Below are 16,074 nucleotides of genomic sequence, written 5' to 3'. Positions count from 1 at the left end.
TGCGAATGAGTCTCGATAAAGTGCTTGCGAATTCGTAAAGATATATCTTAAGGTATATCTAAACGTAACACGGAGCACACGAGATGGCTGAAGAGTTTCCCCCTGCCTGGCCAGCTGCGGACAAACGCGGTGGCCGCGAGCGGGGCGGCCGCGGCCCACGGGTGTTCGCACCGGGCGACCTCAAACTGCTGCTGCTCGACCTGATCGCCGCCCAGCCCTGCCATGGCTATGACCTGATCCGCCAGATCGAAACCCTCTTCGACGGCCAGTACAGTCCCAGCCCCGGGGTGATCTACCCGACCCTGACCTTTCTCGAAGAAAGCCAGCTGATCCACGGAGATACCGACGCCGGCAAGCGCTGCTACACGCTGACCGACACCGGGCGCGCGTGGCTGGCCGAGCAACGTGTGGCCATGGAAAACGTGCGGCTGCGCATCGAAGTCAGCAAGCGTGCCCTGCGTGGCCATGACCGGCCTGCAGAAATTCACGAGGCCGTGCACAACGTTCGCCATGCGCTGCAGATGCACCACGGGCGCTGGACGCCTGAAGAGATCATCCGCGTGCGCGACCTGCTCAATGAAACCGCCAAGGCGATTGCCGGCGGTCCCCTTTCCTCTGCGGAGAATTCGCCATGAACTCAGCCGAATCGATCCATCGCGTCATGCATGAAATCAAGCGCCGCAAGCTCGAAGTGCTGCGCGTCACCGACCTCACCCCGCTGATGCGCCGCATCACCCTGCACGGCCCGGAGCTGGCCGGGTTCATCAGTCTGGGCGCCGACGACCACGTCAAGCTGCTGTTCCCGCGCAACGCGGAGGAACAGGCCGCGTTGGACACGCTGCAACTGGGCAGCAGCAACGAAGGGCCACGCCCGGCCATGCGCGACTACACGCCGCGCCGCTACGACCCGCAGAGCCAGGAACTGGACATCGACTTCGTCCTGCACGGCGATGGTCCTGCCGCCACCTGGGCCGCTCAGGCCGCCCCTGGCCAGGTCCTGTACATTGCCGGCCCGCGCGGCTCCATGGTGGTACCGGACATCTTCGACAGCTACCTGCTGATCGGCGACGAAACGGCACTGCCGGCCATCGCAAGGCGCCTGGAAGAGCTGCCGGCAGGCCGCACCGCGAAGGTGCTTGTCGAAGTGGCGAATCTGAACGAACGCCAGGCGCTGGCCAGCCAGGCCGAGGTCGCGATCACTTGGGTGGTGCGGGGCGAACAGGACCTGCTGGACGCCATTCGCCAGGTCGAGATTCCGGCGGGCAAGCTGTACGCGTGGGTGGCTACCGAAGCGACACTGTCGCGCCAGGCACGCCGCGTACTGCTCGACGAGCGAGGCCTGGACGACGAATTCGTCAAGGCTGCCGGCTACTGGCGCCAGGAAGAAGAGCCTGCCGCCTGATCGCGCAGGTACGCCTGTGGGTCAGGGCCTTTTCAGCAGGCGGTCGGCTGCCAGCAACAGCAAGGCGATGCCCACGAAGCCGGCCAGCACACCGCTGGCGTTGACCAAGGCCTGGGCCACGCCAATGCTGCCGATGTCGATGAAGGGATACACGTAGTCGCCCAGCAGGCTGCCGCGTATCAGCACATAGCCGAAGTACACCAGCGGATAGAGCATCCACGCCAGCACATGGCGAGCGCCCAGGTACGCCTTGGGCACGCAGACACACCAGTAGACGATGAACACCGCTGGCATGATGTCATGCAGCAGTTCGTCGGCCAGCCACTGCCAGCCTTCGGGCTGCCAGAGGTGGCGCAACAACAGGTTGTAGGCAATGCTCACCAGGGCAATGCTCGCCGTGATGCCACCACAAACCGTCGGGTTACGGAAGAAACGGTGCCCGGCGCTGCCGCGTGTGCGCTGAGCGCACAGGTCAGCGCCACCGCCACCAGAGTGTTGCTCAATACCGTGAAGAAGCTGAAGAACTTCACCAGCCCGCCCAGCAGGCTGGCCTGGTCGTCCCAACGGGAGATGAAGATCAGGTACTGCTGAATCGCCAGGCCAGACCAACCCATGACCGCCGCCAGCAACAGGCAACGTCTGCGTAGCAGGCCGAGCGGCCGCTGTTCATTGTGCATTGCGTGTCCTCAGCGTCTGGGGCAGCGCCCTCAACGCGAGGCACCCCGCTGCAAACGGATATACAGGGCTTCGACCTTTTCCCGTGCCCAAGGTGTCTTGCGCAGGAAGGTCAGGCTCGACTTGATGCTCGGATCGCTCTTGAAGCAGCGGATATCGATGCGCTCGGCCAGCCCGGTCCACTGGTAGTGCTCTACCAGGACTTCGAGGATGCGTTGCAGGGTCACGCCATGCAGCGGGTCTTTGGAGGGGGTAGTCATCTCGCACCTTGAATGAGCGCCGGAAAAGGAGCGCACCTTAGCCGAGCCGGCGCGCAGCGGGAAGAGCCTGTCCCCGGCCACGCTTCACGCGAGTGTAGGCGCCGATGCCTTCCAAGCGGCGACCGGTGGTCAACAAGGCGGTCATCGGTCCTGTTTCGCCATGTCGAGGAAACGTTTTGTTACCTGTGACGTCTGCTCTGTGTGCAGGCCGCATCCATCGGACGCCCGAAGGCCTGCCGCCCCTTGTCCCGCCTGCCTGGGCCGTGGCGTGAAAGCCCGGTTCCCCGGAGCCGCAAGGGAAGACGCCTGAGCTCTAATAACGATGAACAAGGCGCTATTCACTAACCTTCATGGAGATTCGCACTATGGGCACTGAAGGTGCTGTTCGCCGACGCCCCCTGCTACCGACCCTGCTTGCAGCGCTACTGCTGCTGATGGGCCTGGTGCTGCTGGGCCTTGGGCTAAAACTGCTGCAATTGGGCGGTTCGCCCTATTACCTGGTGTCGGGGATCGCCCTGGCGCTGACCGCCCTGCTGCTGTTCAAAGGGCACCGTGCCGCCCTGGGGATGTATGCGCTGTTCCTGTTCGCCAGCACCCTGTGGTCGCTCTGGGAAGTCGGCCTGGACTGGTGGCAACTGGTGCCACGCCTGGCACTGTGGTTCGTGCTGGGCCTGGTCATGCTGCTGCCCTGGGTACGTCGCCCGCTGCTTGCCGGTACGCCTGCGCCGCTGCACAGCGGCGGCCTGACCCTCGCCGTGCTGCTCGCCGGCCTGGTGGCGCTGGCCAGCCAGTTCACCCATCCGGGCCGTATCGAGGGCCAGCTGGACCGCGAAACCGCCGGCACGACCAGCAGCGCCCCGGCCATGCCGGACGGTGACTGGCAGTCCTACGGTCGCACCGCCTTCGGTGACCGTTATTCGCCGCTGACGCAGATCACCCCGGACAACGTGCACAAGCTGGAACCGGCCTGGACCTTCCGCACCGGTGACATCCCCGGCCCTGGCGACCCCGGCGAAACCACCGCAGAGAACACGCCGCTGAAGGTCAACGGCATGCTCTACGTGTGCACGCCACACAGCCAGGTCATCGCCCTGGACCCGGACAGCGGCAAGGAAATCTGGCGCTACGATCCGAAAATCAGCACCCAGAGCGCCAAGGACTTCAAGGGCTGGGCCCACATGACCTGCCGTGGCGTGGCCTACCATGATCAGGCGGCGTATGCGACCGAATCCGCGTCGGGTGCACAGCCGGTGGCATCGCCCGCCGCCTGCAGCAAGCGCATTTTCCTGCCCACCGCCGACACCCGCCTGATCGCCTTGGATGCCGACACCGGCAAGCCATGCAGCGACTTCGGCAACCAGGGTGCGGTCGACCTGACCACTAACATTGGCAGCTTCGCACCGGGTGGCTACTACTCCACGTCGCCACCGGCCGTGACCCGCGACCTGGTGATCATCGGCGGTCACGTGACCGACAACGTCTCCACCGACGAGCCCTCTGGCGTGATCCGCGCCTACGACGTGCGCACCGGCCAACTGGTGTGGAACTGGGACAGCGGCAACCCGGAGAAGACCGAGCCGATCGCACCGGGTGAAACCTATACGCGCAACTCGCCCAACATGTGGTCGATGTTCAGCGTCGACGAGAAGCTGGGGCTGGTCTACCTGCCCATGGGCAACCAGATGCCTGACCAGTGGGGCGGCAACCGCACCGAAGCGTCGGAGAAGTACAGCGCCGGCCTGGTGGCCCTGGACATCGCCACCGGCAAGGTGCGCTGGAACTACCAGTTCACTCACCACGACCTGTGGGACATGGACGTCGGTGGGCAGCCGACGCTGATGGACCTGAAGACCGCCGACGGCCTCAAGCCGGCGGTGCTGGCCTCGACCAAGCAGGGCAGCATCTACGTGCTGGACCGGTTGACCGGCCAGCCCATCGTGCCGATCCACGAAGTGCCGGTGCCGCAAGGCGCAGTCGAGGGCGATCGCACCTCGCCGACCCAGCCCAAATCGGAGCTGAACTTCATGCCACCGGATCTGCGCGAGCGCGACATGTGGGGTGTAACGCCATTCGACCAGGCGCTGTGCCGTATCGACTTCAAGTCGCTGCGCTATGAAGGCCCGTTCACCCCGCCTTCGCTGCAGGGCAGCATCGTCTACCCTGGCAACTTCGGGGTCTTCGACTGGGGAGGTATTTCGGTCGACCCGGTGCGCCAGATCGCCTTCGTCAACCCCAGCTACATGGCCTTCCGCTCCAAGCTGGTGCCTGCCGCCGAGGTGGCTGCCGGGCCGGGACGCAAGAGCGAGACCGAGGGCGTACAGCCGAACAAGGGCGCGCCTTACGGGGTGATTCTCGAAGCGCTGCTGTCGCCGATGGGCCTGCCTTGCCAGGCACCGGCCTGGGGCTATGTGGCAGCAGTGGACCTGACCACCCACAAGGTGCTGTGGAAGCACAAGAACGGCACCGTGCGTGACAGCTCGCCGGTACCGATTCCGCTGACCATGGGCGTGCCCAGCCTGGGTGGCACCATCACCACCGCCAGTGGCCTGGGTTTCCTCAGCGGCACCCTGGACCAGTACCTGCGCGCCTACGACCTGCGCAACGGCAAGCAGCTCTGGGAAGGTCGCCTGCCCGCCGGCGCGCAGACCACGCCGATGACCTACACCGGCAAGGATGGTCAGCAGTACGTGCTGGTCATGGCCGGCGGCCACGGCTCGCTGGGCACCCGCCAGGGTGATTACGTGCTGGCGTTCAAGCTGCCGAAGTAATCACCCCATTCCCCGCCGCCCTCGAAAACGGGGCGGCGGGCAAGCTTGCCGCCCCGTCGGAGCGACCTGATTCGCAATGAGGCCTTGATCGAACAGGCGCTGTTGCCCGTCAGCTCGCTCCGGATCGCCTAGTCATCCCCTGACATCGGCACGGGCGTCTGCCAGGCCGGTTTACGCACCTCCTGGCTGTCGAAGTGGCGCCTCGCCATGCGGATCTGCTCGACGTTTTCCACCACCCAGGTCCACACCGGCGACATGCGCACCAGCAACCCATGACCCAAGGGGGTCAAGGCGTACTCGACACGCGGCGGGACCTCGTCGAACTCCTGGCGTGACACCAGGCCGTCACGCTCCATGTCACGCAGGGTCTTGGTGAGCATGCGCTGCGTCACGCCCGCCATCTGCCGCTTGATCTCGGCATGACGCATGGTTCCGTACACGCCCAAGGCATGCAGGATACCCAACGCCCAGCGGCTGCCGGCATGGGTGAGGACTTCGCGCCTGACACCGTCATCATCTTCCCTCAGCGTCTGGCAGATGAGCTCTGCCTGCCTGAGCGTTTCCTGATCGGTCATTGCTCCCCCTGGTATCACCCGTGTGCCTTCTTATCGGTGCGGCCTGATCGTGCCAGCATTCGCGCATCCTACAGGCAACGATATTCCAGGAGAAATCATGACCGCAGTGACTCAACCGGCTCCCCAATCGATCCTCGTGCTGGGCGCGGGCGAACTGGGCCTTCCGGTTTTGCGCAACCTTGCGCGGGTGGCCAGGCGTGTGCCGGGTTCGACCATCAGCGTGCTGCTCAGGGACTCGACCATCAATACCCAGGAACCGGGAAAGAAGTCGGAGATCGATGAGCTGCGCGGTCTGGGCATCCAGATGGTTGCCGCCGACCTGGTGAATGACTCGATCGACCAGTTGGCCGAGGTGTTCGCCCATTTCGACACTGTGATTGGCTGCGCCGGCATGGTCGCGGGTCGGGAAACCCCCATGAAGCTGGCTACCGCCGCGTTGAAGTCGGGGGTGAAACGCTACTTCCCCTGGCAGTTCGGCGTCGATTTCGAGGTCATCGGGCGCGGTAGCCCTCAGGATCTGTTCGATGCCCAGCTCGACGTGCGCGAGGCGCTGCGTGCCCAGGACAAGACCGAATGGGTAATCATCTCGACTGGCATGTTCACCAGCTTCATGTTCGAGCCCGTATTCGAGGTGGTCGACTTCGATAACCACACCCTGAACGCGCTGGGCAGCCTCGACAATCGTGTAACGCTCACCACACCGGATGACATCGGGGCTCTGACTGCCGAGATCGTATTCTTCGAACCGCACTTTCGTAACCAGATCATCTACCTGTCTGGCGATACGGTGTCGTACGGGCAGGTGGCCGACATTCTCGAACGCGTACTGGGGCGCCCCTTCGAGCGTAACGTGTGGACGGTTCCGTACCTGCTCGATGAGCTGCGCAAAGACCCCACTCACCACATCAAGAAGTACCGCGCCGTGTTCGCCCAAGGTCGAGGCGTGGCCTGGTCCAAGGCTGAGACCTTCAACGAGCGGCAAGCGATTGCGGTCACCACCGCCGAGCAGTGGGCCAGGCAGAATCTCGTGGGCCGTTGAGGCGGCCCGCGTTCACTGGGCTTGGCAATTCACTTGCGAATCACCTCGCCACGCATCGGCGCCAGGCGACCGATCAGGCGGTTCTGCACCGGGACGGGAATGTTCTCGGCGTCCATCGCGTCGATCAGGTCTTCCACCAGCGCGTTGAAATCGCTCGGGCTCAGGTTCTGGCCCTTGTGCGACTCGGCCATGCTGGCGCCGGTATAGGTGCAGGGCCCCCCAGCCTCGGCGCAGAACTGCTCAACCAGCTTGTCACGCAAACGTACAATGTCGATCTTGCGAAACCGCTCGACGATGCGCTCGTCCTTGGCCACGTTGAGCAACATGCCTTCGACGATACGCTGGATCCCGGCGCGCTGGCCCAGCGCCTGGTACAGGCTGTCATCCTTGGGTGGCTGTTGCGCACAGGCTGCCAGCAGCAAGGCCAGCAACAGAGTCAAGACCGGCTTCATCAGAAACTCCCCTGCAAGGACAGATAGGTGCCGTTCTGGTTATCCAGCGTGGCGATCTCGCCCAACCGCGCGTAGGCCAGCACGACGGAGAAATGCTTGCTGGGGAACCAGCCGACGAACACGTCAGCCCAGTCGCTTTCCCCGGCGAACGACAGGTTGTCTGGCTTTTCGCGGTACTCCACGCCCACCGCCCAATGCGGGTTGAACAGCACGGCCAGCGAACCTTCCTTGAGCAGGCTGCGGCTGTCACGCCGGTCGCCGCCGAAGCCCAGCAGGCCGGTTTCGTTGGCGCGGCTGTAGCGCACACCACCGTTGACCAGCAGGTTGTAGCCAAAGGCCCCGCCAATGAACAGGCGGCTGGCGGTCAGGTAACCCTCGACATCGGCATCACGCTTGGCGCCCACCAGGCTGGGAATCAGGAAGTCGTTCTGGTGCTTGTACTGCACGCCCAGGGAAACCTGCGGCAGGTCGTCGAAGATCAGGTCGCCGAACAGGCGCACCTTCACGCCGAAAATGTCCTGGGTGAAGTTGTCATCCGGCAGGCTCAGTTTGTGCTGCAGGGTGCCAAGGTCGAAACGCTGGTGCGCGTAGGAGAACTCCACACGGTTACCGTAGGCCACCGCCATGCCCGCCACATCCAGGGCGTAGTCCGGCAGGTCGACATGGGTGGCGAAGGCACTGGCGCCCCACTCCCCCTCCTCGCCATAGCCGGTAAGAACGGCCCAGGGCGTGATACCACCACCAGCCGCACCCTCGATACTGTTGGCACCGCCCGTGGCCACCAGGCGTCCGTCGGCTTCGGCAATGGGCGCCATGACGCCCAGCAAGCACCCCAGTAACAACGCATTCTTGTAGTGCATATCAGTGGACCATCAGGCTGGTGGGTTCATGACTCTTGGCGATCCATGCCTCGAACGCCGCCGCCGTAAGCGGGCGGCTGATCAGGTAGCCTTGAGCCGTATCGCAATGCCAGCGCTCGAGCAGGTCGAGGCTGTGCTGGTACTCGACACCTTCGGCGACCACCTTGAGCCCGAGGTTGTGGCTCATTTCGATGGTGGAGCGCACGATCACCGCGTCTTCGCTGGTTTCGTCGAGGTTACGCACGAAGGACTGGTCGATCTTCAGCTCCTGCACCGGCAGGCGTTTCAGATGGGCGAGTGAGGAATAGCCCGTACCGAAATCGTCCACCGACAGGCTGATGCCGCACTCACGCAGGCGGTTGAGCACCACCAGGGCCTGCTCGGGCTCGCTCATCACGGCGCTTTCGGTAATTTCGAAGATCAGTTGCTCGGCGGCGACCTGATGCTGCGACAGTATCTGGGTCACGTGCCCGACCAGATCGCCGCCCAGCAGGTCATCGGCCGAGACGTTGACCGACAGCTGAATCAGCAGGCCGCGCTGACGCCACTCGTCCAGCTGGCGAATCGCTTCTTCGATGACCCAGTTGGTCAGCAACTGGATACTGCCGGTGCGCTCGGCCAGAACGATGAATTCGCCCGGCGAGACATTGCCGAACTGCGGGTGATTCCAGCGCAGCAGGGCTTCGGCCTGGCGTACCTGGCCCAGGCGGATGTCCAGCTTGGGCTGATAGTGCAGATGCAGCTCACCGTTGCGTGCGGCGCTGCGCAAGTCGCGGATCAGCGCGATCTGCCGCTGATGCGCCAGGTCTCGACCATCTTCGTAGATGTGCAGACGCCCAGGCATCTTCGCGGCATCCTTGCAGGCGATCAGCGCGCGATTGAGCAGCTCTTGGGCGGCGTCACCGTGCTCGGGGTAGACGGCAATGCCGATGCCGCAGTCCAGGGTCACGTCGTGCCCGTCGATGCGCAGCACCTCCCCGAGCATCTGCTGCAACTGGTCGGCACGCGCCACCGCGCCGTCGGTGCTGGCATGATCGAGCAGCACCAGAAACTCGTGGGCGGTCAGCCGGGCCGCAGTGTCACCCGCCTGCAGGCTGGACTGCAAACGCTGGCCCAGGGTACGCAACAGTTGGTCAAAGGCCTCGACCCCGAGGCTGTCGTGAACGGCGCGGAAGTTCTCGATACCCAGGTGCATGAGCGCCATCTTGCGGTGAGTCGCGATCGCGCTGCCCAGGCGCTCCATCACCAGCGTGCGGTTGGGCAGGCCGGTGACCGCGTCGTGCAGGGCATTGTGGGCCAGTTGATCCTCGCGTACGGCGATGCCGCGTTGCATGGTGTTGATCGCACCGGCGAGCATGCCCAGTTCATCTTCCCGGGCCATGGTCACCGGCGTGCGGTAGTCCCCGTCACCGATGCGCTTGGCGGCCAGGGCCAGCGCCCGCACCGGCAGCGATACGCTGCGAGCCAGAGCCAGCGTGCCGATCAGGGAGGCGGCCAAGGCGGCCAGGGAAATCCAGAAGATCTTCTCGTCGAGCGGCACGAAGGCTTGCAGGGCCTTGTCCAGCGGGCTTTGCAGCAAGGCGATGACCTGGCTGTCGGGACTGCTGGCCAGGGTCAGGGTCTGGCTGAGGAATTTCTGGTTGTCATTCTCGGTCAGGTGCATCTGCCCGCCGGCTGCGCTGCGCATATACGCCACCAATTCGGGATGCATGCTCTCGGGCTGGGTACTGATGAGCTTGCCAGGCTGGCCGTTCTCGATGGTCAGGAACGACACCTCCAGGCCACTGAGCGAGCGCAGCTCCTGGGCGATGTCGCTGTCGATGGCGAACCCCATCACCACCCGCCCCAGCGGCAGAGGCGCCAGTACGGTACTTTCGACCAGCAAGTGCGGGGTTCCGCCGCCGGGCACGATAAGCATCGACTGATTGTTGCGCTTGGCAGTGCGCAGGGCCTGGTCGTAGACGAAGCGCGAACCCTCCGGGACCTTGTCCTCGGTGCTGGCCACCACCATGCCGTTCATGCCCAGCAGGAACATGTCGCTGGCGTTGATGCGCCCGCCGTGGTTGAGCAGTACCGAACGGATGGTCGAGGCATCGGAACTGGCCACCGCATCGCGGAAGCCGAAGTCGGCGGCCAGCAATTGCACGGCGTCGCGCAGGCGGCGGCCGCGCAGGTCGATCAGCCGTTCGAAGACCCGGCTACCGACTTCCAGTTGCGTCTGTGCCTGGCTGCGCACGGCGTCACCGGTGGCGAACTTCACCGACGCGTATACCGCGCTGACCACTACCAGCAACAGCACGATGAGCACGCCGGCGATACGCGCCTGGAAGCTCAGACGAAGTTTCATCAATGCGCAGCCTTATGAAATGCGTCACCGAAAGCGCCGGGTGCAGGCCGTGCAGGCAGATCTTCGGGTTTGACCTCGACATCCAGATCGAAGCGTTTGCTCAGGCCGGCAGCCGGGATCTCCAGGTCACCACCCGGTATCGGCTGCATGTCTTCGCTCTTGAAATGCCACAGCGTGGCGGTATAACGGCCCGGCGGCAGGGCATCGAGCTTGAGCGTGCCGTTTTCATCGGTCACCCCGTACCAGGGGTCGTCGGTGACGTAGATGTAGCCGAGCATCCAGTCGTGGATGTTGCAGCCAAGCACCACCAGGCCGGGCTTGTCGAACAGCACCGGCTCCGACGGGGTTTTCTCGTAGAGCCGCAGTTCGAAGCGCTTGGTGGGTGAGAACGAATACACCTGGTGACGAATGTCATCACTGTTGGGGAAGCTGACCTGGGTGCCGGTGTGCACGGCGAGGACCCTGGGCACGAACTCCTGATCACGCTGGTCCATGCTGGCCTTGAGCACCGGCGCCGGCCCTGTACCGCCCTTGAGGGTGATGACCGCATTGGCCAGCGGCTTGCCTTGCCGATCGAAGACCTGGGCATTGAGACCGGCCGCCTGGGCCGTGGCCATCGACAACGCGCAGAGTCCCGCAAGCAGCAGCGTGGAGAAGACTTTGGTCATAGGCTGAACCCTTTCACGACGGCAATGCCGAAAAGTTACGCCCACCCTGGCCACGCGATCTGGCTTGCAGCATAGCTGCCCTTGGAGACCAGAGATACGCACCAATAAAGGCATTTTGATATTGCGCTCCAGCGACCGACGAGTGGCGCTCTGTGGCCCCCTCTCGGACGCAGTGTTACGCCCATGCCACACTATCGACCGCTGCTATTGAAACCTGAGACCACTCGCCCCATCTAAACAGGCATGTTCAATTTCGCAGGTGCCCCATGAGCGACCAGCAGACCGACCCAAACGATTCGTCCGCACCAGCCCCCGAGCATGAAGTGACGCTCGGTTCGGGCAGTACTTCGCTGGTCCTGCCCGGCCAGAACCTGCCTGACAAGGTGTACATCATCCCGATCCACAACCGCCCGTTCTTCCCGGCCCAGGTACTGCCGGTGATCGTCAACGAAGAGCCGTGGGCGGAAACCCTGGAATTGGTCAGCAAGTCGGATCATCACTCCCTGGCGCTGTTCTTCATGGACACGCCCCAGGAGGACCCGCGCCACTTCAACACCAAGGCCCTGCCCGAGTATGGCACGCTGGTAAAAGTCCACCACGCCAGCCGGGAAAATGGCCGCCTGCAGTTCGTGGCCCAAGGTCTGTCGCGGGTGCGCATCAAGACCTGGCTCAAGCACCACCGCCCGCCCTACATGGTGGAAGTGGAATACCCGCAGGTGCCCAACGAGCCGACCGACGAGGTCAAGGCATACGGCATGGCGCTGATCAACGCCATCAAGGAACTACTGCCGCTCAACCCGCTTTACACCGAGGAACTGAAGAACTATCTCAATCGCTTCAGCCCCAACGACCCTTCGCCGCTGACCGACTTCGCCGCCGCCCTGACCTCGGCCAACGGCGTGGAGCTGCAGCAGGTACTGGACTGCGTGCCGGTGCTCAAGCGCATGGAGAAAGTCCTGCCCATGCTGCGCAAGGAAGTGGAAGTCGCGCGCCTGCAGAAAGAGATCTCCGCCGAGGTGAACCGCAAGATCGGTGAGCACCAGCGGCAGTTCTTCCTCAAGGAACAGCTCAAGGTCATCCAGCAGGAGCTGGGCCTGAGCAAGGACGACCGTAGCGCTGACATCGAGCAGTTCGAACAGCGCCTGGAAGGCAAGACCCTGCCGGCCCAGGCGCGCAAGAAGATCGACGAGGAAATCAACAAGCTCAAGGTGCTGGAAACCGGCTCGCCGGAATACGCCGTGACGCGCAACTACCTGGACTGGGCCAGCTCCATTCCCTGGGGCGTCACCGGGGTCGACAAGCTCGATCTCAAGCACGCGCGCAAGGTTTTGGACCGTCATCATGCCGGCCTGGACGACATCAAGGCGCGCATCCTCGAATTCCTCGCCATCGGCGCCTACAAGGGCGAGATCAATGGCTCCATCGTTTTGCTGGTCGGCCCGCCAGGCGTGGGCAAGACCAGCATCGGCCGCTCCATCGCCGAATCCCTGGGGCGGCCGTTCTACCGCCTGAGTGTCGGCGGCATGCGCGATGAAGCCGAAATCAAGGGTCACCGCCGCACCTACATCGGCGCCCAGCCCGGCAAGCTGGTGCAGGCGCTCAAGGATGTCGAGGTGATGAACCCGGTGATCATGCTCGACGAGATCGACAAGATGGGCCAGAGCTACCAGGGCGACCCGGCCTCGGCGCTGCTGGAAACCCTCGACCCGGAACAGAACGTCGAATTCCTCGACCACTACCTGGACCTGCGCCTGGACCTGTCCAAGGTGCTGTTCGTGTGCACCGCCAACACCCTGGATTCGATTCCCGGCCCGCTGCTCGACCGTATGGAAGTGATTCGCCTGGCCGGCTACATCACCGAAGAAAAGCTGGCCATCGCCAAGCGTCACCTGTGGCCCAAACAGCTCGACAAGGCTGGCGTGGACAAAAGCAAATTGTCGATCAGCGACGCGGCGCTGCGTGCGGTCATTGAGGGCTATGCTCGGGAATCTGGCGTACGCCAACTGGAAAAGCTGCTCGGCAAACTGATCCGCAAGTCGGTGGTCAAGCTGCTCGACGAACCGAACCTGACCATCAAGATCGGCCCGAAGGACCTGGAAGGCCTGCTCGGCATGCCGGTGTTCCGCAGCGAGCAGGTGTTGTCCGGTACTGGCGTGATCACCGGCCTGGCCTGGACCAGCATGGGCGGCGCGACCCTGCCCATCGAGGCGACGCGCATCCACACCCACAACCGCGGCTTCAAGCTCACCGGACAACTGGGTGATGTGATGAAAGAGTCCGCCGAAATCGCCTACAGCTACGTCAGCTCCAACCTGAACAAGTTTGGCGGGGACGCCAAGTTCTTCGACGAAGCCTTCGTGCACCTGCACGTACCTGAAGGGGCCACACCGAAGGACGGCCCCAGCGCCGGCATCACCATGGCCAGCGCCCTGCTGTCCCTGGCCCGCAACCAGCCGCCGAAGAAGGGCGTTGCAATGACCGGCGAGCTGACCCTCACCGGCCACGTGCTGCCCATCGGCGGGGTGCGCGAGAAGGTCATCGCGGCGCGCCGGCAGAAGATCAATGAACTGATTCTGCCCGAGCCGAACCGTGGCAACTTCGAGGAACTGCCGGCCTACCTCAAGGAAGGCCTGACGGTGCATTTCGCCAAGCGCTTCGCCGACGTGGCCAAGGTGTTGTTCTAAGCCTTCGGCGGTTCATGTCGTGGGAGCGACCCTGGTCGCGAATAGGCTGCCGCCTTCACACGCCAAGCAGCCTCTAGGCGCAAGCTCACGGCCGCAGGATCATCTACCGCGTTTGCGGTATCCTGCGGCCCTGTCTTGCCGAAAGGATCTCCTCATGCCCCGAGTCCGCCTGCTGGCGCCATTCAGCTTCGCCCTGCTCGCCGCCTGCGCCCAGAAGCCCGACCCCATCGTCTCGCTGGACGACCCGAGCGATTGTCCCTTGACCCTGAACAGCGGCCAGACGCTGATCCTCTCGCTGCCCAGCAACCCCACCACCGGTTTTCGCTGGCAGGTGCGCGATGCGGCCCCCGGCGTGCTGCGCAGCCTTGGCCCGGAGGTGTACAACGCCGACCAGAGCAAGGATATGGTCGGCAGCGGCGGCCAGTCGGTATGGCGCTACAAGGCCAGCAGTGCCGGCAGCGGGCGCCTGGTCATGACCTATCAGCAGCCCTGGGAGCCGCAGGCCGAGCCCCAGGACCGCTTCGAGTGCGAGATTCGCGTGCAGTAACGCGCCACCTCGTCCGCTAACCGGCACGCGACCATGCAGCGGCGCAGCAAACTGGCTAAAATGCGCGCCTTTGCCTCCCTCGTGCCGGAACCGCCGTGACCCAGGAACCCGATCGCCTCTTCGCCCAGCCCCTGGCCCAAGTGCCCGACTTCGCCTTCAACGAAGACGTGGTGCGGGTCTTCCCGGACATGATCAAACGCTCGGTGCCCGGCTACCCGGCCATCGTCGAAAACCTCGGCGTGCTGGCCGCGCACTTTGCCAAGCCCGATACCCTGCTCTACGACCTGGGTTGCTCGCTCGGTGCGGTGACCCAGGCGCTGCGTCGTCATGTGCGCCAGGACGGCTGCCGGGTGGTGGCCGTGGACAACTCCAGCGCCATGGTCGAGCGTTGCCGCGAGTACCTCAAGGCCCAGGACTCGATGTTCCAGGAGCTGCTGCCGGTCGAGGTGGTCGAGGGCGATATCCTGCAACTGCCCTGGCAGCCGGCCTCGGTGGTGGCCTTGAACTTCACCTTGCAGTTCATCGCTCCCGAACGGCGCCTGGAACTGCTCGGCCGCATCCGCCAGACTCTGGTGCCGGGCGGCGCGCTGATCCTCTCGGAAAAGCTGCGCTTCGCCGACACCGAAGAGCACGAACTGCTCACCGAACTGCACCTGGACTTCAAGCGCGCCAACGGCTACAGCGACCTGGAAATCGCCCAGAAGCGCAGCGCCATCGAAAACGTGATGAAACCCGACAGCCTCGAAGAACACCGCCAGCGCCTGCGCGAGGCCGGTTTCTCCAAGGTCGTGCCGTGGTTCCAGTGCATCAACTTCGCCTCTCTGATTGCCTTGCCATGATTGATCTCGCACCACTGGCCCGCCGCCTGGCGGGCTCGCCACTGGCCGAATGGGCCAAAGGCCTGCAAGCCCAGCTGGATACCAAGCTGGCCAAGGGTCACGGTGACCTGGCGCGCTGGCGCAGCGCCCTGGAGGCCCTGCCCGCGCTGCAACCCGAACGGGTTGACCTGCTGGACAGTTTCACCCTGGATACCGACTGCGACGACGCCACCCGCGCGCAGGTGCATCAGGCCCTGATGGGCCTGTCGCCGTGGCGCAAGGGACCGTTCAATGTGTTCGGCGTGCACGTCGACACCGAATGGCGCTCGGACTGGAAATGGTCGAGGGTCGCCCCGCACCTGGACCTGCAAGGCAAACGCGTACTGGATGTCGGCTGCGGCAACGGCTATTACCAGTGGCGTATGCTCGGTGCCGGCGCCGAGAGCGTAATCGGCATCGACCCGAACTGGCTGTTCTTCTGCCAGTTCCAGGCCATGCAGCGTTACCTGCCGCAATTGCCGGCCTGGCACCTGCCATTCGCCCTGGAAGACCTGCCCGAGCGCCTAGAGGGCTTCGACACGGTGTTTTCCATGGGGGTGCTCTACCATCGCAAATCCCCCATCGACCACTTGCTGGCGCTCAAGGACTGCCTGGTGCGCGGCGGTGAACTGGTGCTGGAAACCCTGGTGGTGCCTGGCGACGAACGCCAGGTGCTGGTGCCGGAAGACCGCTACGCGCAAATGCGCAACGTGTGGTTCCTGCCCTCGGTGGCCGCGCTGGAACTGTGGATGCGTCGCGCCGGCTTCAGCGACGTACGCTGCGTGGACGTCAGCACCACCAGCATCCAGGAGCAGCGCAGCACCGAATGGATGCGCTACCAGTCACTGGAACACTTCCTCGACCCCGAAGACCACAGCCGTACCGTGGAAGGCCTGCCGGCGCCGATGCGTGCGGTCATCCTGGGTCGCAAGCCCTGAAC

At 64.1% G+C, this 16,074-nt stretch carries 14 protein-coding genes and 1 pseudogene; 8 read left to right on the top strand and 7 right to left on the bottom strand.

Annotated elements, in window-relative coordinates; translation table 11 throughout:
* The first annotated feature begins 83 nt into the window (after positions 1-83).
* Positions 84-635, top strand: a complete 552-nt coding sequence (locus tag RRX38_RS21910; protein ID WP_315960645.1) for a PadR family transcriptional regulator — start codon at positions 84-86, stop codon at positions 633-635.
* Complete coding sequence (locus RRX38_RS21905) at positions 632-1,402, top strand: siderophore-interacting protein (RefSeq protein ID WP_315960644.1); 771 nt, start codon at positions 632-634, stop codon at positions 1,400-1,402. Before RRX38_RS21910 ends, RRX38_RS21905 begins: the two co-directional genes overlap by 4 nt.
* Before the next feature lie 21 nt (positions 1,403-1,423).
* On the opposite strand, the pseudogene RRX38_RS21900 reads toward RRX38_RS21905, so the two are convergent.
* Positions 1,424-2,079, bottom strand: a pseudogene (locus RRX38_RS21900) (Pr6Pr family membrane protein).
* 30 nt (positions 2,080-2,109) lie between these two features.
* Positions 2,110-2,337, bottom strand: a complete 228-nt coding sequence (locus RRX38_RS21895) for a VF530 family protein (protein ID WP_315960643.1) — start codon at positions 2,335-2,337, stop codon at positions 2,110-2,112.
* Between the two features lie 365 nt (positions 2,338-2,702).
* Between RRX38_RS21895 and RRX38_RS21890 the strand changes: the two genes are divergently transcribed.
* Complete coding sequence (locus RRX38_RS21890; protein ID WP_315960642.1) at positions 2,703-5,105, top strand: glucose/quinate/shikimate family membrane-bound PQQ-dependent dehydrogenase; 2,403 nt, start codon at positions 2,703-2,705, stop codon at positions 5,103-5,105.
* Between the two features lie 128 nt (positions 5,106-5,233).
* On the opposite strand, the gene RRX38_RS21885 is transcribed toward RRX38_RS21890, so the two are convergent.
* Complete coding sequence (locus tag RRX38_RS21885; RefSeq protein ID WP_315960641.1) at positions 5,234-5,680, bottom strand: helix-turn-helix domain-containing protein; 447 nt, start codon at positions 5,678-5,680, stop codon at positions 5,234-5,236.
* A 97-nt stretch (positions 5,681-5,777) separates the two neighbouring features.
* Here RRX38_RS21885 and RRX38_RS21880 point away from each other — a divergent pair, with 97 nt between their 5' ends.
* Positions 5,778-6,719, top strand: a complete 942-nt coding sequence (locus RRX38_RS21880) for an aromatic alcohol reductase (protein WP_315960640.1) — start codon at positions 5,778-5,780, stop codon at positions 6,717-6,719.
* 29 nt (positions 6,720-6,748) lie between these two features.
* On the opposite strand, the gene RRX38_RS21875 is transcribed toward RRX38_RS21880, so the two are convergent.
* From RRX38_RS21875 to RRX38_RS21860, 4 genes are read right to left on the bottom strand one after another with little or no spacing between them, the layout of a single operon-like run.
* Positions 6,749-7,171 (bottom strand): group 1 truncated hemoglobin, encoded by a 423-nt coding sequence (locus tag RRX38_RS21875; protein ID WP_315960639.1) that lies wholly within the window; start codon positions 7,169-7,171, stop codon positions 6,749-6,751.
* Positions 7,171-8,031, bottom strand: coding sequence for a DUF3034 family protein (locus RRX38_RS21870; protein ID WP_315960638.1), 861 nt, complete (start codon positions 8,029-8,031; stop codon positions 7,171-7,173). Before RRX38_RS21870 ends, RRX38_RS21875 begins: the two co-directional genes overlap by 1 nt.
* 1 nt (position 8,032) lies before the next feature.
* Positions 8,033-10,378 carry an EAL domain-containing protein gene (locus RRX38_RS21865; RefSeq protein WP_315960637.1) on the bottom strand — a complete coding sequence of 782 codons (2,346 nt, stop codon included), beginning with the start codon at positions 10,376-10,378 and terminating at the stop codon, positions 8,033-8,035.
* Complete coding sequence (locus RRX38_RS21860; protein ID WP_315960636.1) at positions 10,378-11,046, bottom strand: methylamine utilization protein; 669 nt, start codon at positions 11,044-11,046, stop codon at positions 10,378-10,380. The genes RRX38_RS21865 and RRX38_RS21860 overlap by 1 nt, the downstream gene beginning before the upstream one ends.
* A 266-nt stretch (positions 11,047-11,312) precedes the next feature.
* Between RRX38_RS21860 and lon the strand changes: the two genes are divergently transcribed.
* The 4 genes from lon (at position 11,313) to cmoB (ending at position 16,072) form a co-directional block, all read left to right on the top strand.
* Complete coding sequence (lon, locus tag RRX38_RS21855; RefSeq protein ID WP_315960635.1) at positions 11,313-13,730, top strand: endopeptidase La; 2,418 nt, start codon at positions 11,313-11,315, stop codon at positions 13,728-13,730.
* Positions 13,731-13,884: 154 nt separating this feature from the next.
* Entirely contained in the window at positions 13,885-14,277 is a 393-nt protein-coding gene (locus tag RRX38_RS21850) for a protease inhibitor I42 family protein (protein WP_315960634.1), read from the top strand.
* Between the two features lie 95 nt (positions 14,278-14,372).
* On the top strand, positions 14,373-15,116 hold the full coding sequence (gene cmoA, locus RRX38_RS21845; RefSeq protein ID WP_295471048.1) for a carboxy-S-adenosyl-L-methionine synthase CmoA: 744 nt from the start codon (positions 14,373-14,375) through the stop codon (positions 15,114-15,116).
* Positions 15,113-16,072 carry a tRNA 5-methoxyuridine(34)/uridine 5-oxyacetic acid(34) synthase CmoB gene (gene cmoB, locus RRX38_RS21840; protein WP_295471049.1) on the top strand — a complete coding sequence of 320 codons (960 nt, stop codon included), beginning with the start codon at positions 15,113-15,115 and terminating at the stop codon, positions 16,070-16,072. The genes cmoA and cmoB overlap by 4 nt, the downstream gene beginning before the upstream one ends.
* The last annotated feature ends 2 nt before the right edge of the window (positions 16,073-16,074 follow it).

Source organism: Pseudomonas sp. DTU_2021_1001937_2_SI_NGA_ILE_001 (genome assembly GCF_032463525.1).
Lineage (GTDB): Bacteria > Pseudomonadota > Gammaproteobacteria > Pseudomonadales > Pseudomonadaceae > Aquipseudomonas.
Note: the sequence above shows the minus strand (reverse complement) of the source record. Positions and strands in the feature narration are given on the sequence as shown.